At 67.0% G+C, this 16,144-nt stretch carries 13 protein-coding genes; 7 read left to right on the forward strand and 6 right to left on the reverse strand.

Annotated features, from left to right (window positions below; all coding sequences use genetic code 11):
• Positions 1-78 precede the first annotated feature (78 nt).
• A complete protein-coding gene (locus ACQR0W_RS05820; protein ID WP_316187227.1) occupies positions 79-2,208 on the forward strand; it encodes a phosphocholine-specific phospholipase C in 2,130 nt (709 codons plus the stop codon).
• 45 nt (positions 2,209-2,253) lie between these two features.
• Here the strand turns inward: ACQR0W_RS05820 and ACQR0W_RS05825 are convergent, their stop codons facing one another.
• On the reverse strand, positions 2,254-3,768 hold the full coding sequence (locus tag ACQR0W_RS05825) for an ATP-binding protein (protein WP_315750236.1): 1,515 nt from the start codon (positions 3,766-3,768) through the stop codon (positions 2,254-2,256).
• Between the two features lie 233 nt (positions 3,769-4,001).
• On the opposite strand from ACQR0W_RS05825, the gene ACQR0W_RS05830 reads away from it, so the two are divergent.
• Together ACQR0W_RS05830 and ACQR0W_RS05835 are read left to right on the forward strand one after the other, a co-directional pair.
• Positions 4,002-7,694, forward strand: a complete 3,693-nt coding sequence (locus ACQR0W_RS05830) for a PAS domain-containing protein (RefSeq protein WP_316171675.1) — start codon at positions 4,002-4,004, stop codon at positions 7,692-7,694.
• On the forward strand, positions 7,687-8,070 hold the full coding sequence (locus ACQR0W_RS05835) for a response regulator (RefSeq protein ID WP_315717853.1): 384 nt from the start codon (positions 7,687-7,689) through the stop codon (positions 8,068-8,070). The genes ACQR0W_RS05830 and ACQR0W_RS05835 overlap by 8 nt, the downstream gene beginning before the upstream one ends.
• A gap of 27 nt (positions 8,071-8,097) precedes the next feature.
• Here ACQR0W_RS05835 and ACQR0W_RS05840 read toward each other — a convergent pair whose 3' ends face one another.
• Both ACQR0W_RS05840 and ACQR0W_RS05845 read right to left on the reverse strand, forming a co-directional pair.
• Positions 8,098-8,940, reverse strand: coding sequence for an AAA family ATPase (locus tag ACQR0W_RS05840; RefSeq protein WP_315717852.1), 843 nt, complete (start codon positions 8,938-8,940; stop codon positions 8,098-8,100).
• Positions 8,941-9,037: 97 nt separating this feature from the next.
• The gene (locus tag ACQR0W_RS05845) at positions 9,038-9,283 is read right to left on the reverse strand and encodes a GlsB/YeaQ/YmgE family stress response membrane protein (RefSeq protein ID WP_315717851.1); all 246 of its coding nucleotides are present in this window, start codon (positions 9,281-9,283) and stop codon (positions 9,038-9,040) included.
• Between the two features lie 115 nt (positions 9,284-9,398).
• Between ACQR0W_RS05845 and ACQR0W_RS05850 the strand changes: the two genes are divergently transcribed.
• The 3 genes from ACQR0W_RS05850 (at position 9,399) to sseA (ending at position 12,060) form a co-directional block, all read left to right on the forward strand.
• The gene (locus ACQR0W_RS05850) at positions 9,399-10,574 is read left to right on the forward strand and encodes a vWA domain-containing protein (RefSeq protein ID WP_316171676.1); all 1,176 of its coding nucleotides are present in this window, start codon (positions 9,399-9,401) and stop codon (positions 10,572-10,574) included.
• Positions 10,575-10,675: 101 nt separating this feature from the next.
• Positions 10,676-11,089 carry a rhodanese-like domain-containing protein gene (locus tag ACQR0W_RS05855; RefSeq protein WP_315717849.1) on the forward strand — a complete coding sequence of 138 codons (414 nt, stop codon included), beginning with the start codon at positions 10,676-10,678 and terminating at the stop codon, positions 11,087-11,089.
• Positions 11,090-11,202: 113 nt separating this feature from the next.
• On the forward strand, positions 11,203-12,060 hold the full coding sequence (gene sseA, locus ACQR0W_RS05860) for a 3-mercaptopyruvate sulfurtransferase (protein WP_316171677.1): 858 nt from the start codon (positions 11,203-11,205) through the stop codon (positions 12,058-12,060).
• 14 nt (positions 12,061-12,074) lie between these two features.
• On the opposite strand, the gene ACQR0W_RS05865 is transcribed toward sseA, so the two are convergent.
• Positions 12,075-13,091 (reverse strand): hypothetical protein, encoded by a 1,017-nt coding sequence (locus ACQR0W_RS05865; RefSeq protein ID WP_315750240.1) that lies wholly within the window; start codon positions 13,089-13,091, stop codon positions 12,075-12,077.
• 364 nt (positions 13,092-13,455) lie between these two features.
• On the opposite strand from ACQR0W_RS05865, the gene ACQR0W_RS05870 reads away from it, so the two are divergent.
• A complete protein-coding gene (locus ACQR0W_RS05870) occupies positions 13,456-14,676 on the forward strand; it encodes a L,D-transpeptidase family protein (protein WP_434840597.1) in 1,221 nt (406 codons plus the stop codon).
• An 81-nt stretch (positions 14,677-14,757) separates the two neighbouring features.
• On the opposite strand, the gene ACQR0W_RS05875 is transcribed toward ACQR0W_RS05870, so the two are convergent.
• Positions 14,758-15,720, reverse strand: a complete 963-nt coding sequence (locus ACQR0W_RS05875; protein WP_434840598.1) for a D-2-hydroxyacid dehydrogenase family protein — start codon at positions 15,718-15,720, stop codon at positions 14,758-14,760.
• A gap of 124 nt (positions 15,721-15,844) precedes the next feature.
• Positions 15,845-16,063 carry a hypothetical protein gene (locus ACQR0W_RS05880; protein ID WP_315717844.1) on the reverse strand — a complete coding sequence of 73 codons (219 nt, stop codon included), beginning with the start codon at positions 16,061-16,063 and terminating at the stop codon, positions 15,845-15,847.
• Positions 16,064-16,144 lie beyond the last annotated feature (81 nt).

A 16,144-nucleotide genomic window follows, 5' to 3' on the forward strand; every position in this document is an offset into this window, starting at 1 on the left:
TTTACCGCCCGGTCACGCGGTTGTTAACGCGCCGACCTAAGCCGCTCGACACCGTCATCACCATGGGGAATGAACGAGATGTCGAACACGATCGCGCACAACCGGCGCGAGTTCCTGCGGCTGCTCGGAGCGTCGGCTGCGACCGCCGCCCTCGGCCAGAGCATCGAGCGCGCGCATGCCATTCCGGCGTTCAACCGCCACGGCAGCATCGAGGACGTCAAGCACATCGTGGTGCTGATGCAGGAGAACCGCGCCTTCGATCATTATTTCGGCGCGATGCGCGGCGTCCGCGGCTTCAACGATCCGCGCGCCGTGAAGCTGCCGAATGGCAATCCGGTGTGGCAGCAGCCGAACGGCGCGGGGGCAGTGATGCCGTTCCGCGTCGACAATGCCGGCCAGGTCTATGTCGAGGACGTCGCCCATGGCTGGAACGACGGCCAGAAGGCCTGGAACAACGGCAACTACGACAAGTGGATCGCCAACAAGGGCACCACGACCATGACCTGCTTGAACCGGCAGGATCTGCCCTGGCACTATGCGCTGGCCGACGCCTTCACGGTGTGCGATTCCTATTTCTGCTCGGTGATGGGCCCGACCGATCCGAATCGCTACTACTTGTGGACCGGTTGGGACGGCAACGACGGCAAGGGCGGCGGCCCGGTCATCACCAATGCGGAAGCCGGCTACGACTGGACCACGTTTCCGGAGCGGCTGGAGAAGGCCGGCATCTCCTGGAAGGTCTACCAGGACATCGGTCTCGGCCTGACGGCGGAAGGCTCCTGGGGCTGGACCCAGAATCCGTGGATCGGCAATTACGGCGACAACTCGCTGCTGTATTTCCATCAGTACCAGAATTCGCAAGCAGGCAGCCCGCTGTACGAGAAGGCGCTGCGTGGCAGCAACATCGCCAATGGCGGCACGTTCGAGAACCTGTTCGACGGGCTGCGCAACGACGTCCGCAACGGCACGCTGCCGCAGGTGTCGTGGATCGCAGCTCCGGAGGCGTTCAGCGAGCATCCGAACTGGCTGCCCGGGCCGGGCGCCTGGTACATCTCCAAGGTGCTCGACATCCTGACGTCGAACCCGGAGCTGTGGAGCAAGACCGCGCTGATCATCAACTACGACGAGGGCGGCGGATTCTTCGACCACGTCGTCGGCCCGTATCCGGCGATGTCGCAGGCCTGGGGCCAGTCGACCGTCGATGTGAGCACGGACCTCTTCGCTGGCGACGGAAGCCACGTTGCCGGCCCCTACGGACTAGGCGTCCGCGTGCCGATGCTGGTGGTGTCGCCGTGGTCGCGCGGCGGCTTCGTGTGCTCGGAAGTGTTCGACCATACTTCTGTGATCCGCTTCATCGAGCGCCGCTTCCATCACAAGGCGCCCGATCTGTTCGAGAGCAACATCCCGGCGTGGCGGCGCGCGGTGTGCGGCGATCTCACCTCGGCGTTCAACTTCACTTCGCCCAACGAAGGCATGGCGCCGCTGCCGAGCACGGCCGGCTACAAGCCGCCGGCCGCCGACATCACCTCCGGTGCCCGCTTCGACGACTATCATCCGGTGCCGCCGGCCAAGCAGGCGTTGCCGCAGCAGGAGCCGGGCATTCGCCCGGCGCGCCCGCTGCCCTACGATCTCAGGGTCGATGGCGACGCCGATGCTGCGCACAAGACGTTCGCGATCCGCTTCGCCAATCCGGGGCAGGCGGGCGCCTGCTTCCACGTCCGCTCCGGCAACACCGCGACCGGCCCGTGGAGCTACACCGTCGAAGCCGGGAAATCGCTGCACGGCGTGTGGGACCTCGCGGCCAGCGCCGGCCAGTACGATCTGTCGGTGTACGGCCCGAACGGCTTCTTCCGCCACTTCAAGGGCGGCGTCGCCACCACCGCCGCGCTGGTCGACGTCGATACGGTCCATCTCTGTGATTGGGATGATGACGACGATTCGCGCAGCCTTGCGATCGCGCTCACCAACAAGGGGGCGAGCTGTGTCGTGACACTGGCCGACAACTATACGGGACGCAGCCAGCGGCACCGCCTGCAGCGTGGCCAGCGGCTGGAGACGCGGGTTCGCCTGCAGCAGACCCATGGCTGGTACGACCTGACGGTCACGACGGACAGCGATGCCAACTTCAACTGGCAGCTCGCGGGTCACGTCGAGAACGGCCGGCCCAGCATCAGCGACCCGGCGATGGGCAGGATCGCCGCGACCTGATCGCGAACGATATCGGGATGCGCCCGGAGCGATTTGGGCGCATCCTCAAGATGACGAGGTGACGAGACCTTCGGGGGCTGCGTCGTCGGCATTGGGATCGCCGGGCGCCGTCGCCCAGGCAAGTTCGACCAGGGTGACGATGCGGCGGCCGGCGCCGTCGAGCTGGCACACGATGAGGCCCTGGTCCTCGATATAGGTCAGCAGGCGCTGCGCCCGGCGCAGCGAATGCGAGCCATAGGCGCGGGCGATCGCCGCATCGCTCGGGCAGGGGCGGCCGTCCTTGGCGGCGCGGGCGATCATCATGAACACGCCCTGCATGTCCTCAGGCAGCAGCGAGGCGCGCAGCGTGACGTCCTGCCAGCCGGCATCGTCGGCCGTCTCGTCGCCGCCGAGCCCGGCGCGGGCGCGGGTCAGCATGCGGCGGAACTCGTTGAGGTCGGGCACGGCCGTGCCCAGCCCCTCGATGCGGCAGCGGACGACGAATTCCTGGTAGAGCACGCCGACGGCGCGGAAGCCGGCGTCGGGCTCGGCCAAGACCGCGCGCAGCACGCGCTCGACGCGGGCTTTGCGTTCGGCGAGCTCCTCCTCGCTGACGGCGGGTGCTGGCGGTTCGGGGCGCAGCTCGAGCGCGGCGGACTTCGCCGCCATGAGCTGGTCGAGCAACTCCGGTTGCGGCTTGCGCTGCGGCCGCGCGTTGGTCTCGGGCGGCGGTGCGGCGAGAATCACCGCGCGGGCGTCCTCGAGCGAAGCCTCCGGCAGCGGCATCAGCCGCGGCGTTGCATTGCGCGGCTTGGTATCGGTCGGGCCGATGCGCAGGCCGAGTGGACGGCGCGACAGCGCGGGCCCCAAGGCCATGAACTGGCCGCGCTCGAGGTCGCGGAACGCCTCCGCCTGGCGCCGCTCCATGCCGAGCAGGTCGGCGGCGCGGGCCATGTCGATGTCGAGGAAGGTGCGGCCCATCAGGAAGTTCGAGGCCTCGGCCGCGACATTCTTGGCGAGCTTCGCCAGTCGTTGCGTCGCGATCACGCCCGCCAGCCCGCGCTTGCGGCCGCGGCACATCAGGTTGGTCATCGCGCCGAGCGAGGCCTTGCGGGCCTCGTCGGAGACTTCGCCCGCGACGGCCGGTGCGAACAGCTGGGCTTCGTCGACCACGACCAGCATCGGGTACCAGTGGTCGCGGGAGATCTCGAACAGGCCGTTGAGAAAGGCGGCCGCGCGCCGCATCTGATTCTCGGCGTCGAGGCCTTCGAGGTTGAGCACCGTCGAGACGCGATGCATCCGCGCCCGTTCGCCGGCGACCTGCAGCGCGCGCTCGGTGTGGTCCTCGGCCGCGATCACGAGATGGCCGAATCGCTCGGCCAGCGTGACGAAGTCGCCCTCCGGGTCGATGATCGTCTGCTGCACCCAGGGCGCGCTCTGCTCCAGCAGGCGGCGCAGGAGATGCGACTTGCCGGAGCCGGAATTGCCCTGCACCAGGAGCCGGGTCGCCAGGAGTTCCTCGAGGTCCAGGGCCGCAGGCGATCCCGCCGCCGTCTGCCCCATCTCGATTGCAACCGTCATGTGCCCCGACTCAAGCCCGCTTCACGCAGAGGCTGGCGCTTAACAAGCGCGGGCGCGCACGTCGAGCGTTTGCAATGGACTGTCCCAGATTGCGGGATGCGCTGTGGATGGTTCGCAGATGGAACCCGATCGCGGGCTACCCAGTTCCCTGTCGACGCGCCTCTTGCCGTGAGGGCCGGTGCTTGGCGCCCGCGCGCATTTGACGGTACTGTGCGGCGAAAAAGGGGCCAGGAGTGAACGAGCATTCGGATGCCGGTCACGCGACGTTCAAGGCGTTCGCGCGCGGAGCCGACTTCCTGCAGGGTGGCGGGGAGATGGGGGCGCTCATGCGCATCCATGATTGGTCGCGGACGCCGTTGGGGCCGCCCGAGAGCTGGCCTCAGTCCTTGCGCACTTCGATCAGCACCTGCCTGGACTGCGCGTTCCCGATCCTGATCTGGTGGGGCCCGGAGCTCGTCATGCTCTACAATGACGAGTATCGCCTAATCCTCGGCTCGCAGAAGCATCCCGCGGCGCTGGGGGCGCCAGGGCGCGCGGTATGGTCCGAGATCTGGGAGGTCATCGGCCCGATGCTGCGGCACGTCGTTAGGCTTGGCGAAGCGACCCGCTCACGCGACATGCCGCTGTTCATCGACCGCCACGGCTACCTGGAGGAGACCTATTTTTCGTTCTCCTATTCGCCGATTCGCGATGAGACCGGCGGCGTCGGCGGCGTCTTCACCCCCGTCATCGAGACGACGGCCCGGGTCGTAGGCGAGCGCCGTATGCGGACCTTGCGCGATCTCGCCGCGCGCGGCCGTGCCGACAGTCTGGCGCATGCTTGTCGCGAAGCCACCGACGTCCTCGCCGAGAATCCGCATGATGTCCCGTTTGCGCTGATCTACCAACTCAGCGAGGATCAGCGATCGGCACGGTTGTTGAGCGCCGCGGGGGGGCACCCGGACAGTGCAATCGCGCCGGCGCAGATTGCCCTCGACTGTGACGGGCTGTGGCCGATCCGGGCGGCGGCGCGCGCGGTGGCGCCGATTCGCGTCGTGCTGGATCGTGGGAAATTTGCCGGCGTGCCGACCGGCGCATGGCCCGAGCCGCCACAGCTGGCGCTGGTGCTGCCGGTTGCGACGGGCCGGGAGCAGGCGACGGCGATCCTGATCTGTGGCGTCAATCCGCGCCGCGCCCTCGATGCCGAGCACCAGGGCTTCTTCGATCTGATGGCCGCTCAGCTCGGCAGCTCCTTTGCGGAGACGCTGGCCTATGAACAGGAGCGGCGCCGCGCAGAGGCGCTCGCCGAGATCGATCGGGCCAAGACCGCGTTCTTCACCAATGTCAGCCACGAATTCCGTACGCCGCTGACGCTGATGCTCGGTCCGCTCGAAGATGTCCTGCTGCGGTCGCAGGCCTTGCCGCCGGCGGATCGCGACCGGTTGGAGATCGCCGAGCGCAATGCCTTGCGGCTGCTCAAGCTGGTCAACACGCTGCTGGATTTCTCGCGGATCGAGGCCGGCAGGATGCAGGCGGTCTACGCGCCGGTCGACCTCGCGAGCCTGACCGCGGAGATCGCCAGCACCTTCCGCTCGGCGATCGAGGCCGCCGGCCTCAGGCTGATGGTGGATTGCCCGCCGCTGCCGGAGCCGGCCTATGTCGATCCCGAAATGTGGGAGAAGATCGTCCTCAACCTGCTGTCCAACGCGTTCAAATTCACCTTTGCGGGCGACATCGAGGTCCGGCTCGTCACCTGCGATCGTCATTTTGAACTGAGCGTGAAGGACACCGGGACCGGCATCCCGCAGCACGAGCTGCCGCGGCTGTTCGAGCGTTTCCATCGCGTCGCCGGCGCGTTCGGCCGCACCCATGAAGGCTCGGGAATCGGGCTCGCGCTGGTGCATGAGCTCGCCAAGCTGCACGGCGGATCCGTCGCAGCGACCAGCGAAGCCGGGCAGGGCAGCACGTTCGCGGTCAGGATTCCCAGGGGACGAAGTCATCTGCCGTTCGACCAGGTCGACGCGGCGCCAGCGCAGGAACCGATCCTTCGCGGTGCGCGGCCCTTCATCGAGGAGGCGTTGCGCTGGCTGCCGGATCCGCCGCCGCTCGACGCGCATGCCGTTCCGGACATCGACATCACCACCCCGTCAGCCGACAGGGCCGGGCCGCGCCCCCGTATCCTGCTGGCCGACGACAATGCCGATATGCGCGACTATGTCCGCCGCCTGCTCGCCTCGCGCTACGATGTCGAGACCGTCGCCGATGGTGAAGCCGCGCTCGCGGCCATCGCCCGCGACAAGCCCGACCTCGTTCTGTCTGATGTGATGATGCCGCGCATCGACGGCATGCAGTTGCTTGCGCGGCTGCGCGCCGATGAACGGGTCGGCACCATCCCGCTGATCCTGGTGTCGGCCCGGGCCGGAGAAGAGAGCCGCGTCGAAGGCATGGAGGCCGGTGCGGATGACTATCTCATCAAGCCGTTCAGTGCGCGTGAACTGCTGGCGCGCGTCGAGGCGCATCTCAAGATGGCCCGTCTGCGTGCCGAAGCGACGGAGCGGCTGCGCGCCAGCGAGGAGCGCTATCGCGCTTTCGTAACCGCGAGTTCCGACGTCATCTATCGCATGAGCCCCGACTGGCGGGAGATGCGCCAGTTGCAGGGCAAGGACTTCATCGCCGATACAATGAACCCGAGCCAAGGCTGGCTCGCGAAATACATTCATCCGGACGATCAGGCGCAGGTGACTGCGGCGATCAGCAGGGCGGTCGCGACGAAGGGCATGTTTGAGCTGGAGCACCGTATCATCCGGATCGATGGCAACCTCGGTTGGATCCATTCGCGCGCCATCCCCATTCTCGGGCGTGACGGCGAGATCATCGAGTGGTTCGGGACGGCGCGCGACATCTCCGAGCAGAACAAGGCCGAACGGGAGTTGCGCAAGAGCGAGGAGCGCCTGCGCAGCGCGGTCGAGGTCGGTCGGCTCGGCCTGTGGGACTGGAACGTCGCGACCGGCGAGGTCTACTGGTCGGACGAGCACTTCCGCATGGAAGGCTATGGCGTTGGCGAACTGACTCCGAGCTACGAGGCCTGGGCGGCGCGCATCCATCCCGACGATCGTCCCGCAGCCGAAGCCGCGCTTCACCGCGCGATGGAGGCGCACCAAGAGTATGTCAGCGAGTTTCGCGTGGTGCATCCGGGGGGCGCAATTCGCTACCTCTACGGCCGTGGGCGCTTCTTCTATGACGACGCGGGACGACCGATCCGCATGACCGGCGCCATGGTCGACGTGACCGAGCGGCGTGAATGGGAGGAGCGGCAGAAGGTGCTGGTGGCCGAACTGCAGCATCGCACCCGCAACCTGCTGGGCGTGGTCAGCTCGATGGCCGACAAGACGGCGCGCGCCAGCACCGATCTCGGCGATTTTCGAGCTCGCTTCCGTGATCGGCTGGATACGCTGTCACGCGCCCAGGGCCTGCTGTCCCGCCTCAAGGAGCATGATCGCGTCACCTTCGACGATCTGATCCGTAGCGAGCTGTGGGCTGTCGCCGGCGGTTCGGAGCGCATCGGGCTGTCGGGGCCGTCCGGCGTAAGGCTGCGGTCGTCGACCGTTCAGACCCTTGCCATGGCGCTGCACGAGCTCGCCACCAACGCGGTCAAGTATGGCGCGCTGGCGCAGCCGTCGGGCCGGCTCTGCGTGGTCTGGTCGCTCGAGCGCGAAGGCGCGGAGGGACAGCCCTGGCTGCATATCGAGTGGCGCGAAAGCGGCGTCGACATGCCGCCGCCAGACACGATGCCCAGCGGCACGGGGCAGGGGCGCGAGCTGATCGAACAGGCCTTGCCCTATCAGCTCAGCGCGAGGACCTCGTACGCCTTCGAATCCGACGGTGTCCGTTGCACGATATCGATTCCCGTTTCGCTCACCACACTGGAGCTCGAGGATCATGCCTGAACGCTCGCTTCGCGACCGTCATATCCTCATCGTCGAGGACGAGTACATGCTTGCCGATGAGCTGCGCTGCGCCTTCGGCGACGCCGGCGGCACGATCCTGGGCCCGGTCGGAACCGTCCCCGACGCGCTCGCCTTGATCAAACGCGAGGGGCGGATCGAAGGCGCCGTTCTCGACGTGAATCTGCGCGGCGACATGGCGTTTCCGGTTGCCGATCTGCTGGTCGAACGCGGCGTGCCCTTCGTCTTCACCACCGGCTATGACGAATCGGTCATCCCGGATCGCTTCTCGAAGATCCTCCGCTGCGAGAAGCCGATTGCCGTCGATGGGATCATGCGCGCGCTCGGACGCCTGATCAAGAAGACGGCGCCGCAATGACGCGCCGGTCGGATGGAGCTGGGCGCCTCACACCTCGCGCCGGCTGAGGAAGGCGAGCCGCTCGAACAGGTGGACGTCCTGCTCGTTCTTGAGCAGCGCACCGTGCAGCGGCGGGATCAGCTTGCGCGGGTCGCGCTCGCGCAGCTGCTCAGGACCGATGTCCTCGTTGAGCAGCAGCTTGAGCCAGTCGAGCAGCTCGGAGGTCGACGGCTTCTTCTTCAGGCCGGGCACGTCGCGGACCTCGAAGAAGATGCGCAGGGCCTCCTCGACCAGTCGCTTCTTGATGTTCGGGAAGTGCACGTCGACGATGCGGCCCATCGTATCCGGATCGGGGAACTTGATGTAGTGGAAGAAGCAGCGGCGCAGGAACGCATCCGGCAACTCCTTCTCGTTGTTGGACGTGATGATGACGATCGGGCGCAGCTTCGCCTTGATGGTCTCGTTGGTCTCGTAGACGTGGAATTCCATCCGGTCGAGCTCGAGCAGCAGGTCGTTCGGAAACTCGATGTCGGCCTTGTCGATCTCGTCGATCAAGAGCACCGGTCGCTGCTCGGCCGTGAAGGCCTCCCACAGCTTGCCGCGCTTGATGTAGTTCTTGATGTCGGACACCCTGGAGTCGCCGAGCTGGCTGTCGCGTAGCCGCGAGACGGCGTCGTATTCGTAAAGGCCCTGCTGCGCCTTGGTGGTCGACTTGATGTGCCAGGTGAGCAGCGGCGCGTTGACGGCCTTGGCGACTTCCTCAGCCAGCACGGTCTTGCCCGTCCCCGGCTCGCCCTTCACCAGCAGCGGGCGCTCGAGCACGATCGCCGCATTGACGGCCACTTTGAGGTCGTCGGTGGCGACGTAGTCCTGGGTGCCGGTAAATTTCATTGCGTCTCGCTCATCGTTCGAACTTGTGTTGAGTGGCTACACAGCGGCAACGCGGCTGCGGCCTTAAGATGATGGCTGCCATCGGAAGCAGAAATAATCAAGCGCGCCTGATCAATGAGAGGATCACGAGCACGATGACGGCGCCGATCGTGGCGTCCAGGATCGCCCCCAGCGTGCCGCTGGCAAGCGCAATGTGCAGCGCCGGCAGCACGTAGCTTGCGACCAGCGCGCCGATGATGCCGATGACCATGTTGCCGATCAGGCCGAAACCTGCGCCGCGCACGATCAGCCCCGCCAGCCAGCCCGCGACGGCGCCGATGATCAGTGCTGCAATAATACCCATCAAAGCCCCCATTCCACCTGTTGTTCCAGGGATTGTAGAGCAAAATGCCGGCGGGTCCAGCGTGGGGCGTGGAGCGGCCCTTGACGCGCCCTCCCAGCCGCGCGATCTAATGGGCATGTTCCTGCAATTCTTCACAGCACTGCGCGACGCGCAGGTCCCGGTCTCCTTGCGTGAATATCTCACGCTGATAGAGGCCGTCGACGCCGACCTCGCCGAGCATTCGGTCGAGAACTTCTACTATCTCTCGCGCACCGCGCTGGTGAAGGACGAGCGCAATCTCGACAAGTTCGATCGCGTATTCGGCACCGTGTTCAAGGGGCTGGAGAACCTGCTCGACGCGATGGAGAAGGCCGAGATTCCCGAGGAATGGCTGAGGAAGCTGGCCGAGAAATACCTCACCGAGGAGGAGAAGAAAGAGATCGAGGCCATGGGCTGGGACAAGCTCATGGAGACCTTGAAGAAGCGCCTGGAGGAGCAGAAGGGCCGCCATCAGGGCGGCAACAAGTGGATCGGCACCGCCGGCACCTCGCCGTTCGGCGCCTATGGCTACAACCCCGAAGGCGTCCGCATCGGCCAGGAGAAGAACCGCAACAACCGCGCCGTGAAGGTGTGGGACCGGCGCGAGTTCAAGGATCTCGACGGCAATGTCGAGCTCGGCATCCGCAACATCAAGGTGGCGCTGCGCCGGCTGCGCAAGTTCGCCCGCACCGGTGCGCCCGACGAGCTCGATCTGGACACCACGATCCGCGAAACCGCCAACCACGGCTATCTCGACGTGCACATGCGTCCCGAGCGGCGCAACGCGGTGAAGGTGCTGGTGTTCTTCGACATCGGCGGCTCGATGGATTCCCACGTCGCGCAGGTCGAGGAGCTGTTCTCGGCCGCCAAGAGCGAATTCAAGCACATGGAATATTTCTACTTCCACAACTGCCTCTACGAGGGCGTGTGGAAGCAGAACAAGCGGCGTTTCACCGACCGCACGCCGACCTGGGACGTGCTGCACAAGTACCCGCACGACTACAAGGTCGTATTCGTCGGCGACGCCTCGATGTCGCCTTATGAGATCATGGTGCCCGGCGGTTCGGTCGAGCATGTCAACGAAGAGCCGGGGTCGGTGTGGCTCGACCGCGTCATCCGCACCTATCCACACGCGGTGTGGCTCAATCCGGTGGCGCAGAAGCACTGGGACTATTCTGAGTCCACCACCATCATTCGCCGCATCTTCTCCGAGCGCATGTATCCGATCACGATTGAGGGATTGGAAGCGGCGATGAAGGAGCTGGTCCGGTAGGCAGTCCCGTCATTCCGGGCGGTTCGGTCCTGACCGACCACCCCGAATGACGAGGTCGAAACGGCGCCGCGCGACGGCTGGACACGACGAAGGAAGAAGGCATGCCCCAGACCATCACGCGCGGCATCAAGGCGCTGCTCGATGAAGCCAACGCCGAGATCGAGACGCTCTCGGCGGCTGAGGCGATCGCGGCGGCGAAGCGCGACGATGTCGTGATCGTCGATATCAGGGATCCCCGGGAGATCGAGCGCGAGGGCAGGATTCCCGGCGCGTTCTCGTGCACCCGCGGCATGCTGGAGTTCTGGATCGACCCGCAGAGCCCCTACGCCAAGCCGATCTTTCAGCAGGACAAGACGTTCATCTTTCATTGCGCCGGCGGCCTGCGCTCGGCGCTCGCGGCCAAGACCGCACAGGACATGGGTCTGACGCCGGTCGCCCATATCGGCGGCGGCTTCGCGGCGTGGCGCGACGCCGGCGGGCCGGTCGAGGCCTGGGCGCCGAAGAAGAAGGATTGATCGCTGCCCATCCCGCGCGGACTTGACCCGCGTGTCCATCGCTTCGACAAGGTGGATCGCCGGATCTCAAGTCCGGCGATGACGATTGAATGTGAAGTCCGGAGCTCTTGCGCATGACCATCCACGACGACCCTCTCGTCTCCACCGACTGGCTCGCTGCGCATCTGGGCGATCCCAAGGTGAAGGTGCTCGACGCGACCTTCAAGATGCCGGGTGTGCTGCCGCTGCCGAAGGACGATTATCTGAAGGCGCACATCCCCGGCGCCGTGTTCTTCGACGTCGACGAGGTCTCCGACCATTCCAATCCGCTGCCGCACATGTATCCGAGCGCCGAGCAGTTCGGCCGCGACGCGGGCCGGCTCGGCGTCAGCAATGGCGATACGGTCGTGGTCTATGATTCCGGCGGCTGGGTCGCCGCGCCGCGCGCTTGGTGGATGTTCCTGTCATTCGGCCACACGGATGTGCGCGTGCTCGACGGCGGGCTGAAGAAGTGGATGGCGGAGGGGCGCCCGGTCGAGAGCGGACAGGTCACGCCGGCGCTCGGCACGTTCAGCGCGAAGTTCGATGCCGCGCGCGTGCGCCGGATCGAGCAGATGGTTGCCAATCTCGCCGGCAATGCCGAGCAGGTGATCGATGCACGGCAGGCGCCGCGCTTCGCGGGCGAGGTCGCCGAGCCGCGGTCCGGCCTCCGATCCGGCCATATCCCCGGCAGCCGAAATTTGCCTTATGCGGAGCTGTTTGACGCGGCGACCGGCGTGATGAAGCCGCTCGACCGGTTGCGCGAGGCATTCGGCGCTGCCGGCGTCGATCTCGCCAAGCCGATCGTCACCTCCTGCGGCTCAGGGGTGTCGGCGGCCGTGCTGACGCTGGCGCTCTATCGTCTCGGCATCCGCGACACCGCGCTCTACGACGGCTCGTGGTCGGAGTGGGGCATCGAGAACGGTCCGCCGGTTGCGACGGGGCCGGCCTGATCGGCTGGCTCCGCCTATCGCGTGCGCGGCCCGGCAGCCTGCTGGCCGACCGCCTGCGGTTGACCAAACGGCTGCTGTCCGAATGGATCGGGGAAGGCAGTCTGTTGCTGCTGGGCGGCAGCGGCTTGCCGAGCCGACCGGAGCCGCTGGGCGATGCGCCGCTGCTTGGCGCGGCGCGCAGCGATCTGCTTCTCCCGGGCCTGGCGCTTCTTGAGGATGCTCCGGCGCAACTGAACGCTCGCGACCTTCACCGAGGCACGATGCTCGCTGGCGGCGGGCCGCTCCTGATGAGCCGGCTGTTCGGCCAGCGCGGCGAGCTTCGCCGCGATCGGATCGAGCACCGCCGGAACGGGCGCGAGCGCGGTTGAAGCGGCGGCTGCGGTCGTCATCATCGGATCGGCGCTGGCGATGACCTGAGGAACTGGCGGCGGTGGTGCGACCACGGCGGCCGCCGTTTCGCTCGACGCCCGCGGCGGGGCCGGCGCTGCAGTCTCGGGCGAGCTGTCCATGCTCGGCCTGTCGGACGCTTTTTCGACCGGAGCGACGATCGAAGCGGTCGTGTCCGGAATGGGGCGCTCCGGCTTGGTGCTCTCGATCCGGTCGTTCGTCGCGGACGCGGTCGCGACAATGGCGGAGGTGCGGGACGTGTCGACCGTTTCCGCGGGCAGCGAGGGCGTCGGCACGTCGGTGGCCACCGCAACGGGTGTCACTTCGGGCGCTTCTGTGAGCGGCGCCGCCGTCGACGGCGCGCTCGGCTGTTCGGACGTTGCCGGGGCAGCATCGGCCACGACCGGCGGCGGCGTCACCGGCGGTGTCGGAATCGAATCCACCCGCAGCACTGCGAGCACCGGCGTGGGCTCGGCCGGCGGTAGGAACGTCGTGAAGCCCGACGCCTGAGTCGTGCGCCAGGACGCGTTGCTGGCGAACTGCTCGTGGGCGGCGCGCAACAGGGCCGCGGCGCCCATGCCGAAGATGGTGAGAGAGATGGAACAGACGATCGCGGCGACCAGAAAACGAAAGCCGGGAAGCATTGACGGTAACTCTCGCCACGGCAGCGGGGACTGCCGAGACATTCGAGCCAGTAGGGAACGCGGTGATCACAGGGAATAGCCGCGTTCGCGACGAGGCCGGCTTCTGCCGTGCATCGCGAATCAGGCTCAGGTCAGAATACCGGAAGTGTTCCCGCCCGCTCGGCAAATCACGGCATCGATAGGGCCTGCGGGGGCTACGCCGCACTTTTTCGGCGGCGTGAGACTTCCGTGCAACGACGGAGACATGATCACAAATTGCCGAAGTCGGGCCGCTCTGGCCGGAATTGTCTTGAATGCGCCGCTATCTTCGGCCATCTGGCACAGCAAAGGTCCCAATCGGCGGCTTGGGGATACTGCAAGGGCGATGATGATCAGACAAATCCTGACGGTTTGCGCGGTCGCGGCAGCGGGCGTGACGGCAACTTCATTTGCCGAGGCACAGCAGGTCTATCAGACCGCGCCTGGAGCGTATTCACCGGCGCCGACGCCTTACCCGGCCGACGCGCGCGGGCAGGGGCAGGATTTTGACGCGCTCGACGATGAGGATGCGCCCGGCAATTCCGCGGCGTTGCCGCCGCCCGGCCCGGTGATCTCGCCGGACGATCCGCGCTACGGTCGTCCAGCCAATGCGCCGGTTTATGGTGCTGCGGCTCCGACCGGTCCCATCCTTTCTCCCGACGATCCCCGATACGGACGTCCGGCCGGTGCGACGGTCTATGGGGCCGCTCCGACCGGCCCGGTGATGTCCCCGGATGATCCGCGGTATGGCCGCCCGGCTGGTCCGCCCCCGGTGATCTATGGTGATCGTCCCGCCTCCAGCCAACAGGCCTATGGTGGCGCCTATGGCAACAGCGCGCCTGGTGGCGACGCAGGCGCGCCGCGGCCGCCCGGCGCCGTCGTGGGCGCGGCGCAGGCCCCGTCCGCCGGGGATCGTCCGATGACGGTAGCAGCTCTGCCGCCTGAGGAACAACCCGATGCGGCGCCGGCGCCGCTGCCGGCGAACCTGCGCCGCCAGGAGGTCGACTTCGTCACCAAGGAGCCGCCGGGAACGATCGTCGTCGATACGCCCAACACCTACCTCTATCTGGTGCTCGGCAACGGCCGGGCGATGCGCTACGGCGTCCGCGTCGGCCGCGAAGGCTTCACCTGGACCGGCGTGCAGAAGATCACCAAGAAGACCGAGTGGCCGGACTGGTATCCGCCGAGCGAGATGATCGAACGGCAGCCCTATCTGCCGCGCTTCATGGCCGGCGGGCCGGGCAATCCGCTCGGTGCCCGCGCGATGTATCTCGGCTCGACCGTGTACCGCATCCACGGCACCAATCAGCCGTCGACGATCGGCAAGTTCGTGTCCTCCGGCTGCATCGGCATGCTGAACGACGACGTCGCCGACCTGTTCGACCGGGTCAAGGTCGGCACCCGCGTGGTCGTGATGCCGGGCGGAGCGCCTCCGGGTTCCAGCAAGAACATGGCTGCTGCCGCGGCCTCACCGGCTCCGGCGCCCGTCCAGGCCCAGGCGACTGTGCCGGCGGCTGGCCAGCCCGCCAACATGCAGCCGCTGCCGCCGCCGGTGACGATCCGCTGAGGCGGGCGTGCGCGCGCTGATTACGTTGAAAACACCCTCCTCGCGGAGGGTGTTTTGCTGCGAGCGCCGCGCTCGCCTGCGTCAAGCCAGCCGGCGCGGCGGCTCGGCTCCTGCGAGCCAGGTGGCGATGCAATCGACCATCTGGCCGTAATGGGCGCGAAAACTCTCCTCGGTGACGTAGCCGAGATGCGGCGTGAGCACGACATTGCCGAGCCGGCGCAGCGGATGGGCGACGGGCAGCGGTTCCACCGAGAACACGTCAAGGCCGGCGCCGGCGATGCGCTTGTCGCGCAGCGCCTGCAGCAGTGCGGCCTCGTCGACGATCGGCGCGCGCGAGGTGTTGACGAGATAGGCGGTGGCCTTCATGCGCGCGATGTCGGCCGCGCCCACCAGCCCGCGTGAGCGGTCGCTGAGCACGACGTGGACGGTGATGACGTCGGCGGCGGTGAACAGCTCCTCCTTGGTCGCGTAGCCTACTCCCGCCGCCTTGCAGCGTTCGGGGGTCAGGTTGGGGCTCCAGGCGATCACGTTCATGCCGAACGCCTTGCCGAGCTCTGCGACCTTGGTGCCGAGCTTGCCCAGCCCGATCACGCCCAGCGTCTTGCCCTCGATCTCCACGCCGCCCAGCGTTTGCCAGGGCTCCCCGGCATGCATGCGAGCATTCTCCTGGCCGATCCTGCGGGTCAGCTCCAGGATTAGGCCCATGGTCAGCGGTGCGGTGGGGTCACGGCCATATTGCGTGCCGCAGACCATGATGCCGCGCGCCTTGGCGGCCTCCAGGTCGATGGCGGCGTTGCGCATGCCGGAGGTGATCAGGAGCTTCAGCTTCGGCAGCCGCTCGATCAGGGAGCGCGGCAATGGCGTCCGCTCGCGCATCGCACAGATGATGTCGGCATCGGTGAGCGCGCTGGCGGCCGCTTCCTCGTTGCCGAACGGCTGTGTGAAAGCCGTCACATCCACTCTGTCGGCCAGCCGCGGCCAGTCGGCCAATGAGAGGGCCGTATCGTAATAGTCGTCGAGGATCGCACAGCGCAGCCGTGTCATCGGCAGGGTCCATTCATCGGGGGACGGCGGCAATGGTGAATGCCGTCAGGAATGGCGCCATGCTTGCGCGCAACGCGCTGGTTGCGCAAGGCATCGTCACGCTCTCACGCGGAACCAGGAGACATCAGTCGAGGCGGGTCTTCAGCCTGAACGCGGCGTCATGGCCGTACTTGGCGCGCCAGGCGGGGCCGGGGCCGCGCATATAGTGCAATTCTGGCCGGTACGGGTTGAAGGCGCGCGCGACGAATTCGCGCCAGAAGCCGCGGATGTCGTCCGCGATCCCGGATCGGTCTTTGCGGTGTGCCGCCGGAGCGGGCAGGGAGGCTGAGGTGAAGGCTGCCATGACGGGCTCTCGCTGTTGTCGGTCGCGGCTTTTGCCGCTTGGGCGCGCGGGGTCTTGCGGGCCGAGACCGAGTGTCCCGCC

Source organism: Bradyrhizobium sp. HKCCYLRH1034 (assembly GCF_051168375.1).
Classification (GTDB): Bacteria; Pseudomonadota; Alphaproteobacteria; order Rhizobiales; family Xanthobacteraceae; genus Bradyrhizobium.